This is a genomic window from Thalassotalea atypica, assembly GCF_030295975.1.
Lineage (GTDB): Bacteria > Pseudomonadota > Gammaproteobacteria > Enterobacterales > Alteromonadaceae > Thalassotalea_F > Thalassotalea_F atypica.
Map to the genome: position 1 here is coordinate 1,396,811 of NZ_AP027364.1, position 13,769 is coordinate 1,410,579.

Consider the following 13,769-nt stretch of genomic DNA (forward strand, 5'->3'; position numbering starts at 1 on the left):
GATATATTCTAAAGACTTATCACTTGAGCACACATATGGTGGTGCAATTTAGGGGCTATACAAGCGCCTCTATTGGCTACACAAGCGCCATAAAAGTAACAGGTTTAGCCGTTTTTTGATAGCCCTAAGTAAACATATGTAAGTCTTCGATAGCAGTATAGCTCTGTTTTCATGATGAGCTAGTTGGTGTTTGTTCATCTGTTGAGTAAAGGGAGTTCTGAGAAAAAGACTTTTAAAGGATTCTATTCGTGGTTGCTGTGAGCGAGTAAACCACTGGGCTATATTGATTAACATAGCCCTCGTTAATTATTTTCTTATTAAAATGCAACGTTTATAAATACGACGGTTAATAGAATAGGGCAGACAAAGCGTAAATAATTTCCCCATATCCCTAACCACCGTTGCTCTCCTTGTAGGGCCTTATCACGTAATTTATTACCGCGCTTCCAAACCCAACCAACAACAATAAAATAAAACAGACAGCTTAGTGGCTGCAGCATGGTCGTCAAAACTTGTATCACTAGACCAAATAATTGATCAAAAAACGCGACTAAGGTCATGCTTGCAATAAGTACTACACCAGAAACTAACCATGTGGCTTTTGCGCGAGTCATTTTCTTTTCTTCAACTAAATAGGCGACTGGCACTTCAGTGGAAGAAATAGTTGATGTCAATGCAGCTATAGACAATAACGAGAAAAATCCAGTAGCAACTAGTAAACCGACTGCACCCATTGTGCTAAAGAGTGCCGGTAATATTTGAAAAATTAATTGGCCTTCACCAATTAATTGATTGCCCACGAATACTTCTTGGCCAGCGTGTTGTGCTACATAAAGTGCTGGAATAATGAGTAACCCAGCTAAAAAGGCGATAAAAGTATCCAACGCACCGATTGATAGTACTAACTTGCCGATGTCTTTATCTTTTTGCATATATGAGCCATAAACCATCATGCCGCCAACACCAATGGACAATGAGAAGAACGCCTGCCCCATGGCAGAAATAATCAATTTAGGATCGGTTACTTGATTGAAATCGGGAATCAAATATTGCTTTAACCCTTCTGTAGCCCCGTCTTGCTGGAGAATATAAACAATCAGGCCAATCAGCATCATCAATAATATGGGCATTAACCGAGCAGACCACTTTTCTATACCTTTGTGAACGCCTTGATGAACAATTGCCGCGCCAAGAATAATAAAGACAGGGGTGAATACAACATTTCTTACCGTGCTGTCAGTAGCCAACCACTGGGAAATATCATTAAAACCCAATAATGCAACAAAGGCGGAAAGTGCGTGTGACAACATCCAGCCAGCGACAATGGTATAAAAGCTTAACATCATAATTGCGCCACTGAGGCCAATTTTTCCCGCCAAACGGCCAAACTTTGGCATTTTCTCGGCGCAAGCTTCGCCCAAAGCACTTACTGGATTTTTTTGGGCCTGATTACCTAAGTATATTTCTGCGTATAAAGCAGGTAGTGCAAGTAAAAGCGTAACAATTAGGTAGACAAATAGAAATGCTCCACCACCATTATTAGCAGCATTCGTAGGAAAGCCCCATATATTACCTAAGCCTATAGCTGAGCCTGCTGCAGCTAACACAAAGCCAATGCGTGAATGAAAAGAGTCTCTAACGGTCATATCCTACTTAACATATTATTTTTATTATAAATGCGAGCTTACCGACTTCACTCGCGAAGGGAAAGTATTTTCTATGTAGAAGTTTGTTAACTTGATAATATTATCTTTTATGGTCTTGGAAATAGGGTCGATAGACCTTATGATCACTGTATTCAAGGCTGGTCTAAGTATGAGCTGTATTCACTGTTACGCCAGTGAGATTAATATTTAAGAGAACAATGTATGTTGCAATATCAAATAATTCCAGTCACACCTTTTCAACAAAATTGTACAGTATTTTGGTGCGATGAAACCCAGCAAGCAGCCGTGGTTGATCCCGGCGGAGACGTTGAAAAGGTTATTGCATTTATTGATAGCAAAGGGCTTAAACTCGCAAAAGTGTTGCTGACACATGCTCATATTGACCATGCTGGTGCAACGAAAGCGCTATCAGCGCATTATGGTGTGAAAGTGGAAGGGCCTCAAAAAGAAGACCAGTTTTGGATTGATATGATCCCGATGCAAAAAGAACGCTTTGGCTTTGCGCACGCAGAAGCATTCACCACTGATCGTTGGTTAAATCAAGGGGATACCTGCCAGTTTGGTAATATTGAATTAGAAGTCTATTTCTGTCCGGGTCATACACCTGGACATGTTGTCTTTTTTCATCGAGAGAGCAAATTAGCCCAAGTTGGCGACGTACTTTTCTGTGGCTCTATTGGCCGAACCGATTTTCCTCGTGGAGATCATGCCACTTTGATCAGTTCAATCAAAGACAACCTCTTTCCTTTGGGTGATGACGTTCAATTTATTCCAGGTCACGGCCCTATGGGGACATTTGGTGAAGAGAGACGCAATAATCCCTATGTTGGTCAAGACGCAAGATAGAACAGAATATGAAAAGTAGTTTAGTTTTCAAGGTGCAACGCCGCCTAAAATCAATTGACTCAAGTAAAATATTTCAAGGCATTGTCATTGCAGTCATCATAGTTTCTGCATTATTAGTTGGCGCAAAAACTCATAATTTACCAGAGCAAGCGATAACATTTTTAGCCATACTTGACCTAGGCGTGACGATATTTTTTGTTGTCGAAATTTCTATTCGTTTTCTCGCTTGTCGACAAAAAAGCCAATTCTTTAAAAGTGGTTGGAATATATTTGACACGGTAATAGTCATCGGTTCACTGATACCAGCAGGTGGCTCAGGGGTACTGATTGCACGTCTACTGCGCGTCTTTAGAGTACTGCGTTTGGTGTCGATGGTGCCGGAGCTGCGTTTACTCATCAATGCACTGATTAAAGCCATTCCTCGTATGGGCTACATTGCGTTATTAATGTTTGTCATTTTTTATATCTATGCAGCGATTGGCAGTATTGTCTTTCACTCCATTAATGAAGTGTTATGGGGCGATGTTTCAATTTCAATGTTAACCTTGTTTAGGGTAGCAACTTTTGAAGATTGGACGGACGTTATGTATGAAACCATGGCGGTACATCCTATAAGCTGGATTTATTACATTACCTTTATTTTCCTGACAGCCTTTATCTTTTTAAACATGATGGTAGGCACCATTTTAGATGTCATGAGTGAAGAGCATGAGAACTTCCGCGCTGAATCTCACGGCGAATCAAAAGAAGGTGGAGAGCCAGCAAGTCGAGCTCAAATCGAGCAGCTGCAATCAGAAATAGCTGAGCTTAAAGCAATAATTGTTAATCAATCGCGTTAACGGAATAATTGCCGTTATAAATACTTCCTGATAGGAGTTATTTCAAGGCTGAGAACATTGCGTTCTTAGCCTTTTTTATTTTTGTAATTCTAATCTTACATGAGTAAAAATTGCTAAATAGAGTCGGCGTCCAGTAGTTACGTTGTAAATATACAAAACTCTGCTATGTTTAAAAAACAAACAAGGACGTGGTGAGATGGTGTAAAATTAGGTATATGTTGTTCATTCTATACTTATTATTTCTTTCCCGACTTTCTACTGCCTCCTATTAAAAACAATAAAAAGAATCTCTGCTTTTAACTGGGAAGTGGAATTATGGCTAAACGTTCAAGCCGACTAAAAGGCATTCTCGTTGTATTCGCGAGTACTTTACTAGCGATCACTGTGTGTAGTGTTTTCTATTACTTCAAAATTGAACAAAACGAAAGTTATCAAAATCAGCTGCATTTTCGCGAACTCCAAAACATCAATACCTCGTTTAACAACGGCATAGGGCAATTCAAGCAATACAGTAAGCAAATTAAAGGTGCTTACAAGCAAATCCAAGCGTTGACGGATAAGAATAATGACATCATTCGTGAATACCATCCGGATAAAGCAGCTTTAGAAGAGCAGCTCAGCCAACAAAACCAATCCCTAGTTGCGCTGCTTAAGGATATATCTAGTGAAGATAATGCTAATGAAGAATTGAGTAAAACAATAGAGGCAAAACATGCAACGCTCAAAATTGAAAAGCGAGAGTTTGAAGAGTTATCAGTTGATCTCGACCAGGCAGAATTTAGCTTATTAGATGAAAAGGAAACCTTCTTTGATGTGTTAGAAGAAATTACAGCGGCGTTGTGGGATGAAAGTACTGATTATGCCAAGCGTTATGATAACGAGTGTGAACAAAGTCCTGAGCGATGCCAATGGTTAGAGCAGTTTATTGACAATATAATTGACATATTTGACAGTGAACTAGATCTAACACAGGAGGATATTAGCAATTTATCGCCAAACTCGTTAGCTGAATTGATAATAAAACAGGCAAACAAACAAAGTGAAAAACGAATAACCAAATTATCAACGGACTTAGCTACAAGTGCAGGAAAAGAAATAGCTCAAATCAAGGCGGCTATAAGTGAACAAGATGCCATTGTTGCTCAGGTAGATAGCGCTAAGCCGTGGTTTAATAAATTTACTGGTCAGCAAATAACAACGCTTCAATCGACTCTACGAGTTGCTGATAGCAGTGCCTTACCACAATATTTGTTTCAAAATGAGCAACACATTAAGGATATTTCAACGCTGATTCAGCAGTATATTTCAAGTAAGAACAGACAAAATACAAGGGCTCGAAATACTCGACAAAACCAACAGGTACAAATTCTAAAACTGCCGCAACAACCGCCTTTAACGCTACCCAGTGAGATACTCATAAATACCGTTGATCAGGAGCTAAGCGCTAAAATTGACAACTATTTATTATCGCACCGAGATAAAGCAGTTGAACAACGAAGATATCTAATTGGGAAACTTAACTTAATCGAAAACGTAAATAAACTGATGCTAGAGCAGAAGTCAAGAGTACAACTCGCGCTCGCCAATATGTATGTGCTTAATGTGGAAAAACAACAAGTCGAAGAAAAGCTGCTTGTTAAAAAAAGAGCAATTCCGATATTAGAGCGGGAGATAAAAACCAGCCAAGAAAGATTAGTGCAAAAAGACTCATCAAAGAAGACGCAACTTAAAAATGTTCGATTGAGAATTGTCGAGATAAGATCTAAGCTCAAAAAACTAAGTAACAAAGCGCGAATTGCTCTAAATGAAAAATCAGAGGAACTGCTAACACTTGTACAAACATACTACTCTGATCTTCTACTCAATGAGCCACACCAGCTCTCAAACTCTAGTCGACTAAGGTCACTGAAAGAATCTAATACTAACGAAAATTCATGGCAAAGAGATTTTGAAATCTATACGTCATGTCTTGATAATGCTTTATTGACCGAAAGTCTTTGTGAAATAACCTTTACCGAAACATTAAACCTATCAAGCCCCATTAATACCTTGTTGTTGGCTGGCACCGCACTAAAGAACTTAAAGATTAAAAGCTATAAATCAACCCCTATGCTAGTTGAAGCGTTCGAGAATGAAATAGACGAAAATCCTAAGGTCATACTCGATGGCGACGCGCAAACTATCGTTATGAGCTTACCGGATCAACAGGTAGGTGAAGCCCATCACATTGATTTTATGGGGGAGGCAAGTACCAGGTACCCGTTGGTTCTACTGGTGAATGAAACTGGGGAAGTCATTGTTTCCAAGGAGAATCAGCAAATTAATGCTTCACTTAAAGGAATCGAATTTGAGCAGTTAAACCACATATTTTTAAATTTGTTTGAGCAACAAAAGCCTCAAAGCGGAACAGGTCAAAAATCCGTATCGGCTTCTAATCAAAGTGACAATGAGCTCTCTCTCAAAGCGAGTGAGCAACCGGTAGCGGAAAGCAAACTTTCGCTTCCTGGTTATTCAGGCTATATCGATGTCGATATTGCTGGCGATGTTTATCGGCTATTCATCTCGCCTTATACAAATAAGTCTAAATCTAAAACCAGTGATAATTTCTACGTGAAATCAGGTGGTGTTGAAGGCAATATTTTAAAAAGTAATCAGCTATATTTAATCGGCTTTAGGGACAAATCCAACTTAGTGCAGGCTAAGTTATCTCTGTCTCGTAGTTTAATTATTATCGCTATATTTACTTTTTTTGGCTTATTTTCGCTGATACCGCTATTTAAAATTCGTCTAGTGTCTCAAGGACAGGCATTTTCAAATTTTGACCGTCATTATACTGCGATAGGCTTGCTATTGTTGGTAACTGTGGTAACTGTAGGCGGAGTCTGTGGTTGGCAATATGCAGACACAAAACAGATGATTACAAAACAAAGTAAAGCAATCTTCACGCAAATTAGAAACCGCTTTAATAATGAAATTACGTTATTAGCACAATATGCGGAAGAACAATTTATAAGCAAAAAAACAGAGCTAGAAGCAAAAAATTCAGGTGTTAATCAATTTAGTGACTCTCTGTTCACCACTGCAAGTAATAGAGAGTTTAGTGATAACCAATATTTTCTCGATAATTTGTTTTACCTAACGGCAAAAGATGACATAAAAGAAAGCACCAAGCTTGATGGTTTGGCTATGTGGTCGACCACAAAAACTTACCGTTCAAATGATAATGTATCCGTGTATTCACGTGATTACGCTAAAAATGCACTGCAAAATGAAATATGGCCAATCTCATTGGCACATGACAGCCAAACATCAAACTTTAGTGGCCTGTATATTGAACGTGTGTTTAACCTACGAGATAGTCGTTTAACAACTCAATTTTCAAGGGTAAATGCAAGGCAGCTAATAGATAATCCTGATCGTCCATTATTTGATGTTTTGTCTTACGGTACTAAGCTGCAAACCTTCTTTAATGCGGTACTGCCTGAAAATTTTGGTTTTGTGGTATTTGAAACACACACAGGACAGGCACTTTATCATAGCGATGATAAAAGTCGCAGTTTAGTTGAAAATGTTTATGTAGAAACCGATAATAATCCATTGTTTAAATCGTTGAAAATTAACCCTTATACCTATGAACAACCCGTAAATTTTGATGCGATCTATGGTGGGAAAATGCATCACTTTTCTGTGGGAGCTATCCACCCTGATATTCCTTGGAAACTAGCCATCTTCTATGACAAAGAAGAGCGACGTTCAGTTAATCTAATTGCCGCCATTATTGCGTTATTTCTTTCCTTTGTTGTTAGCCTGCTGGTGTATGCAAGTGCGCTGTTCTTTATGCGAAAACGTACGCGTAGGTACTTTTTTTGGCCTGAATACACTGAAAATGTCGAACATAGTCGTCGTAAGTTAATAAGCAACACGGCTTTCGCTGCTATTATGACAATCGCTGTTGGGCTTGTTATGTCGTTTGGTATCTTTGCCCTTCATGAACAGCGGTATATTGAAGTATTGGATGCAAGACTCGCTGATGCAGTGGAAAAAGCAAGAGTTGCCCATAACAAATACCGCCAACTTGCCATTGAGCCGTTTGATAAAGGTGGTAACCCAATATTTTTAAGGGATATCCAATACAGTATTCCTTGTTATATGGGGGGACAGGCTACACCTGATGCGGGCGTTAATTTTGAGCAATGTACTCTAACTCCGTTAAATCACGATAGTGCAATGTATGCCCAGTCGCCCCGTCGTCGAGGATTGGGCTTTTCCGCTCTGGTTGAATACTTCTGGTCATTTTCTATGTTAACCAGCACTATTGATGAATCCTTGACGATCAGTCAAAAACTGGCGGACGTCAGTTGGTATTGTCATCAATATGACAGTGATAATGCTCAGTTATGTGCAGTAGCCGAGCACAATGGCAAAGCGCCAAGCAAATATATTATTGATAAAACCTCAGTACCTAATGCTCACCAGATTCATGATTTTTATTTTTATAATGTCGCCTTAGTTTTTGTGATGGCCATTTTAATTCTAATAGCATTTTACCTTGTGCGTGTATTGATCGTTGATTGGTTGTTTCAACGGCTCATCGGTATAGATATTCCTATTCATTTTCGCCAGCAAGTGACTAAATCTAATGATTTATTACAACACATAGATGTTCAACTGTTCAAAACAGATCAATTCGCGTTGGTAATTCGCCCTGATGTTAAATTTAAAAAGACATTGTTTGAGCAATTGGATAAGCAAGGTACGGTTAAGCCGCTAATCAACAAAATCATTAATGTGGCCACTTGGTATAAGCAGCCAATTATCAAAACGCTTGAATCCGAGATTAATGAGCCTAACGGTATCAAATTGGTACTAAATGTTGGCGATAACCATCAAGAGGTTAAAGCATTAATTGATGATGATAGGGTTAGCAATATTATTCAATCTTTGTTTGATGAAGCTGGCGAACAGGAGATAACAGAACAAAAAACATTATTTATTGAAGGCTTTGAGACTATTGCTAATGACAAAGAAAAAAGGTTGCTGATATTAGACGTATTGGAAGCACTCATTAGTGTTCCGAAGCTTAATGTTGTGATCTTCTGCGAGGTAGCTCCGCTTTATATGTTAACTAAACAAAGCGAGTATCCATGCGCTGAGCATGATGAAGTCAATGCGCAAAGCAGCGAAGTGAAACGTTGGTCAAATCTCTTTAGAAAATTCAAGAAAATCTATCAATGGAGCGCTAGCAGAAAACCATATTTTGGCCGAATTGAAACGTTAACGGCTGATGAAACGTTGATTAATGAAGCTAGGGGGTGGCCAGAGTTAAAAGGTGTGCTCCATGAGTTTTGTCAATATCATAATTATGCTAAAACACAGGATGAAGAAGATAACTTAGACTACGAATTAACACTTGAACTTTTGACACAAGAACAACACGATCGAGTAGCAAAAAATAGTGGTCTAAGTAAGTATTGGCAGCCATCACAAATTGTGGAGTTTTTTAGCGGTCATGCTGGTGCATTATATCGCTATCGTTGGGAGTTGTGCACTAAAGCTGAACGATTACTGTTGTTTCAATTAGCCAATGATTTTGAGCCGAACCCCAAAAATTTAGCACCCATTGAACATCTAACCCGCCGCGGTTATATCTATCGCGACTGCGGTTGGCACATAATCAACGAGAGCTTTAAGCAGTTCATACTCACTGCAGAGCCGCCAGAGGTGATGGAAGAGTGGCTCGATGAAGCTAATGATAATATTTGGCGCTATTTACGAATTCCTTTCTTCGCTTTACTGATAGCCTTGTTGGCCATCATGGCATACGCCGCAACCGATGCAATCGAGTCAGCCTTAGGTGTGCTCACCGCAATATTAGGGTTGATACCAATGGCTATTCGCAACTTTGCCTTATTTAAAGGAGGCTCTTGATGAAGTGTCTCCTAAAACGCTTTTAACTTTCGTTTGCAATTGGGGTAAAACCTCTTGTTCAAACCAAGGATTTTTCTTCAACCAAATATTATTTCTTGGACTTGGATGAGGAAGCGCAATCAGGTTAAATTGCAGTAAAAATTGCCAATCTTGTACGACGGTTGTTATGTTCTTATAGCTGTCAATTCGCGTTTTATCTGAATCAATAGCCAATGATGTTGCAAGCTTTGCTAAGTGCCAATCAATGGCATACTTGCCAATTAGCACGATGAGCTTGATTGCACCGAGCTCGCTCATGATGGTTTCCCGCCAAGTGTCAGCGCAAAGAAGAAGTGGTGGTAAGTCGCCACTCTTTCCTTTACCAGGGTAACAAAAGCCCATTGGTACAATGGCAAATAAACGATCATCATAAAAATCTGCGTTTGAAATGCCTAACCAATCCCTTAGTCGCTCACCACTTTTGTCATCAAATGGAATACCTTGGTGGTGTGTAATGATGCCCGGCGCCTGGCCTGCCAATAAAATTTTACTTTGATCGCTAAATTGAACAATAGGTTTTGCGGGCAAAGGGAGTTGGCTTTGGCAAAGCTGACATTGAGCGATGTTATTTATCAAATGGACTGAGCTGGTTACTTTCGTCATTTCAATGCACTGTCAAAATTAAATTAAGGTTTAAGCTCATCGGGTTTGCTAATCATATATTAAACATTTACCGAATGGGGCATAATTGCACTATTAAAAAACACTTTCCCAACCAGTGATTTCAATTCATGCGCCTAGATAAATATATTTGTAAAAGTACCGAGTTAACACGAAGTGAAGCAAAGCGTTCATTAAAATACGGCAGTATCAAAGTTAATGGTGCCGTTGTAAAAAATGCTGCGTTCCAAGTTAAAGAGCAAGATAACGTATTGTTAAATGATCGAGAACTTACTCCCATTGGTCTTCGTTATATCATGATGCATAAACCCGCCGATACCATTTGTTCTAATGTTGATGAAGCTTTACCGTCATTGTTAAATTTGATTGAAGTTGAGAAATGGACTGAGCTGCATATCGCAGGTCGGCTTGATGCAGATACCACAGGCTTAGTCTTAATCACCGACGATGGCCAATGGTCTCACAATGTTATCTCACCTAATAAATCCTGTCAGAAAACATACCATGTCTGGCTCGCCGAGCCGATAGTAGAGAATGTTAAAGAACAGTTCGAGCAAGGCGTTCAGCTAAATAATGAAAAGGAACTAACACGACCTGCGAAGCTTGAAATACTTAGCGAGAAAGAGGCGATGTTGAGCATTACTGAAGGAAAGTATCACCAAGTTAAACGTATGTTTGCCGCTGTCGGCAATAAAGTGGTGCGATTACATAGGGAAAAAATTGGTAATATCACCTTAGATGAAGAGTTAGAACCAGGCCAGTGGCGCTACCTCACTAATGACGAAGTAGATCAATTTCATTAATGACGCTGTTAAAAATGATGGTAAAGCTAGTTACGGGGGCAAACATGGTGTGCTTTTTCCTACCTAAAATCATCATAAATAAGGCACCAGTTTTGACTGGTTTGTTGTTGCTTTGTGCTAGCACTTTGTCTTTTGGCAATGAATGTCAGTCATTACGTCAGCTATCACCACTACTCGGTTTTTGGCAACATCATCAAAACGAGCAAATGGTAAATGAATCGTGGCAGCAAGTTAGCGAAAATACCTACGAAGGTGCGGGTGTGTTTTTTGTCAAAGGCACGTTTGATAAAGTGCAATCAACAGAATCGTTGCGCTTAGTAAAAATGCTTGATGGTATTTTCTATCTTGCAAAGCCTAAGAGTAACGCACTGCCAGTTGCATTTAAATTGATGACTTGTGAGAAGAAGCGATTTGTCTTCATCAATGAACAACATGACTTTCCTCAAAAAATTGTTTACCAAGTTAAATCAAGAGATGAAATACTTGTTGATGTTCGTACGATGTCAGGTCAAGGTTTCTCACTGAATTTCAAACGAAACGTTAATATAAACAATCGCTAAAATAACAAATCAGAGTACTTTATGCCTCATTGTATAATTGAATATGCCGACACAGTAGAGCAGCTTATTTCCCCGCAAAAATTAATCACCATCATTAATCAAGCGGCAGCATCTTCTGCGTTATTTGACGAGAATCATATTAAAACAAGAGCTATTGCCTATCAGCATTTCCAAGTAGGGCAAAGTGATAAGGCTTTTATTCACGTAAACGCTAAAATACTTTCTGGCCGTACGCTAGAACAACGACAACATCTTACACAGACAATCCTAGGTGCTATTGCTGCCTTAGAGCTTGAAAATGTATCACTGACGGTCGAAGTGATAGACATGGAAAGAGCTTCTTACGCCAAGCAAGTGACATAGCGATTTAGCGCATAGCAATAAAATTAATATTAAGCGTAAACATTTTGTAATACTTTAAATTAGTTGCTTGTTGTTTAAAGATATTTTTATGCTAAATTTTCTGACGATGTATTTTTATACAAAATTACAACTCGGAGAATAATAATAATGAAACATATTGGAATGATCGCGCTTAGCTTATGCGCCGTGGTCAGTGTTCACGCAGAAGTCATTAAAACGACAGCCAATAATGGCAATCTCGTGATGGAAAATGTGCCTAGTATCCCTACCACATTAGTTGATGCATTAAATCGCTACCAAAATGTCCGTTCTGCCCCTTTTAGAGCCTTCACCCAAGACGGTAACAGCATACTGGTTTCAACTCGGTTTGGTGAAGTCAGTCAGTTGCACCGTGTTGATATGGCTGGAGGTGCCCGTCATCAACTAACCTTTTTTGATGAACCAATTGGTAACGTCGCTCGACAGCCACATAGCGACTTAGTGTCATTTACTATGGATGCTGGTGGCAATGAATATGCACAAATATTTACTTTAGACCCTGCCACAGGGAACACCATAATGCTCACCGATGGTGAATCTCGAAACGGGGCCGTGAATTGGAATAATGACGGCAGTGCAATTGCTTATCAAAGCACCAAACGAAATGGCAAATCAAATGATATTTGGATGATGGACCCGAATAACCCGAGTCAATCGACCATGATTTTAGAGTCTAAAGATGGCAGCTGGTGGGGACCGTCAGATTGGAGTAACGATAATAGCCAGTTGTTAGCACAACAATACGTAAGTGCCAGCGACTCAAGAATTTACCTTGTTGATATCAAAACCAAGAAGAAGCAATTACTTGCAGGTAATGTCGAAAAACCAACCGTAAATTACGGCCTTAACTTTGACGCCGACAATAAAGGCATGTTCTTTATCACGAACGAATTTAGCGAGTTTGAGCAATTGGCTTATAAGAGCTTTTCTGGTGGTAAAGTTTCACTGATCACTAAAGCGATTAACTGGAATGTCTCAGAGTTTGTATTGTCTCATGATGGCAAACGCGCTGCATTTTCGGTTAATGAAGGTGGTCTCAATACACTTTATTTACTTGATACTAAGTCGTTTGATTACGAAAAAGTCAGTGGTTTACCCGTAGGTCTCTTAGGCAGTTTAGAATTCAGTGATGATGACACAAAACTGGGTTTAACACTGAACACAGCACAATCACCAAGTGATAGTTTCGTATTGGCACTATCAAAACAAGCGACTAAACATGGCGACCTGTCGCGATGGACATATTCTGAAGTGGGAGGCTTAGACACATCAAAATTCTCAATTCCTGAATTGGTAGAATTTCCGACCTTTGATGACAGGAATATTCCAGCATTTGTTTATAAGCCTGAAAACAAAGCTAAGAAAAAACTTCCGGTAATTATTTCAATTCACGGTGGGCCTGAAGGTCAATTTCAACCGGCATTTAGAAGTACCTACCAACTTTGGATGGACAAGTTAGGTGCTGCCGTTATTGCGCCTAATGTGCGTGGCTCAGCGGGTTACGGTAAAGAATACATTAACCTAGATAATGGCTTTAAACGCGAAGACTCTGTTAAAGACATTGGCGCATTGCTTGATTGGATCAAAACACAACCGGATTTAGATGAAAATCGTGTCGCAGTCTTTGGCGGTAGTTACGGTGGCTACATGGTGTTGGCAAGTGCTGTGCATTACAGCGATCGTTTAAAAGCAGCGGTGGATATTGTTGGTATTTCAAATTTCGTGACTTTCTTAGAAAATACTAAAGCATATCGTCGAGATTTACGTCGTGTTGAATATGGCGATGAACGCGATCCAAAAATGCGCGCACATCTAGAGAAAATTAGCCCAAGTAACAATGTAGAAAAAATTAACGTGCCGATGTTTGTTGTGCAGGGGGAAAATGACCCGCGTGTTCCTGTAACTGAAGCGGAGCAAATCGTTAAGGAACTACGAGCAAAAGGCAAGCCTGTTTGGTATATGAATGCGCTCAATGAAGGGCATGGTTACAGGAAAAAAGAAAACAGAGATATTTATACCCAAGCGGTGGTGCTTTTCTTTAAAGAGCACCTTTAATAATCTCCA

9 protein-coding genes are annotated in these 13,769 nt (G+C 39.5%); 7 read left to right on the forward strand and 2 right to left on the reverse strand.

From position 1 onward, the window contains the following. Nucleotides 1-317 precede the first annotated feature (317 nt). A complete protein-coding gene (locus QUE03_RS06485; RefSeq protein ID WP_286266328.1) occupies nucleotides 318-1,646 on the reverse strand; it encodes a sodium-dependent transporter in 1,329 nt (442 codons plus the stop codon). A gap of 225 nt (nucleotides 1,647-1,871) precedes the next feature. Here QUE03_RS06485 and QUE03_RS06490 point away from each other — a divergent pair, with 225 nt between their 5' ends. The 3 genes from QUE03_RS06490 (at nucleotide 1,872) to QUE03_RS06500 (ending at nucleotide 9,280) form a co-directional block, all read left to right on the forward strand. Beyond that, nucleotides 1,872-2,513: an MBL fold metallo-hydrolase gene (locus QUE03_RS06490; protein ID WP_286267778.1), complete on the forward strand. Its 642-nt coding sequence runs from the start codon at nucleotides 1,872-1,874 to the stop codon at nucleotides 2,511-2,513. An 8-nt stretch (nucleotides 2,514-2,521) separates the two neighbouring features. After that, nucleotides 2,522-3,352 carry an ion transporter gene (locus QUE03_RS06495; protein WP_286266330.1) on the forward strand — a complete coding sequence of 277 codons (831 nt, stop codon included), beginning with the start codon at nucleotides 2,522-2,524 and terminating at the stop codon, nucleotides 3,350-3,352. Between the two features lie 315 nt (nucleotides 3,353-3,667). After that, nucleotides 3,668-9,280, forward strand: a complete 5,613-nt coding sequence (locus QUE03_RS06500) for a hypothetical protein (protein ID WP_286266333.1) — start codon at nucleotides 3,668-3,670, stop codon at nucleotides 9,278-9,280. Here QUE03_RS06500 and QUE03_RS06505 read toward each other — a convergent pair. Then, nucleotides 9,260-9,922: a uracil-DNA glycosylase family protein gene (locus tag QUE03_RS06505; RefSeq protein WP_286266335.1), complete on the reverse strand. Its 663-nt coding sequence runs from the start codon at nucleotides 9,920-9,922 to the stop codon at nucleotides 9,260-9,262. The two genes, QUE03_RS06500 and QUE03_RS06505, sit on opposite strands and share 21 nt — an antisense overlap. Before the next feature lie 128 nt (nucleotides 9,923-10,050). On the opposite strand from QUE03_RS06505, the gene rsuA reads away from it, so the two are divergent. From rsuA to QUE03_RS06525, 4 genes are all read left to right on the forward strand, one after another. Further along, nucleotides 10,051-10,743, forward strand: a complete 693-nt coding sequence (rsuA, locus tag QUE03_RS06510) for a 16S rRNA pseudouridine(516) synthase RsuA (RefSeq protein ID WP_286266337.1) — start codon at nucleotides 10,051-10,053, stop codon at nucleotides 10,741-10,743. A 14-nt stretch (nucleotides 10,744-10,757) separates the two neighbouring features. Beyond that, on the forward strand, nucleotides 10,758-11,303 hold the full coding sequence (locus QUE03_RS06515; RefSeq protein ID WP_286266339.1) for a DUF6265 family protein: 546 nt from the start codon (nucleotides 10,758-10,760) through the stop codon (nucleotides 11,301-11,303). Between the two features lie 21 nt (nucleotides 11,304-11,324). Continuing rightward, nucleotides 11,325-11,666, forward strand: a complete 342-nt coding sequence (locus tag QUE03_RS06520) for a 5-carboxymethyl-2-hydroxymuconate Delta-isomerase (RefSeq protein ID WP_286266341.1) — start codon at nucleotides 11,325-11,327, stop codon at nucleotides 11,664-11,666. Nucleotides 11,667-11,813: 147 nt separating this feature from the next. Next, on the forward strand, nucleotides 11,814-13,760 hold the full coding sequence (locus QUE03_RS06525; RefSeq protein ID WP_286266342.1) for a S9 family peptidase: 1,947 nt from the start codon (nucleotides 11,814-11,816) through the stop codon (nucleotides 13,758-13,760). Nucleotides 13,761-13,769 lie beyond the last annotated feature (9 nt).

Excerpts from the sequence above, each read along its gene's own strand:
- QUE03_RS06485 (WP_286266328.1), bottom strand. The coding sequence starts at position 1,646 with ATGACCGTTAGAGACTCTTTTCATTCACGCATTGGCTTTGTGTTAGCT.
- QUE03_RS06495 (WP_286266330.1), top strand. The coding sequence starts at position 2,522 with ATGAAAAGTAGTTTAGTTTTCAAGGTGCAACGCCGCCTAAAATCAATT.
- QUE03_RS06500 (WP_286266333.1), top strand. The coding sequence starts at position 3,668 with ATGGCTAAACGTTCAAGCCGACTAAAAGGCATTCTCGTTGTATTCGCG.
- QUE03_RS06505 (WP_286266335.1), bottom strand. The coding sequence starts at position 9,922 with ATGACGAAAGTAACCAGCTCAGTCCATTTGATAAATAACATCGCTCAA.
- rsuA (WP_286266337.1), top strand. The coding sequence starts at position 10,051 with ATGCGCCTAGATAAATATATTTGTAAAAGTACCGAGTTAACACGAAGT.
- QUE03_RS06515 (WP_286266339.1), top strand. The coding sequence starts at position 10,758 with ATGATGGTAAAGCTAGTTACGGGGGCAAACATGGTGTGCTTTTTCCTA.
- QUE03_RS06520 (WP_286266341.1), top strand. The coding sequence starts at position 11,325 with ATGCCTCATTGTATAATTGAATATGCCGACACAGTAGAGCAGCTTATT.
- QUE03_RS06525 (WP_286266342.1), top strand. The coding sequence starts at position 11,814 with ATGAAACATATTGGAATGATCGCGCTTAGCTTATGCGCCGTGGTCAGT.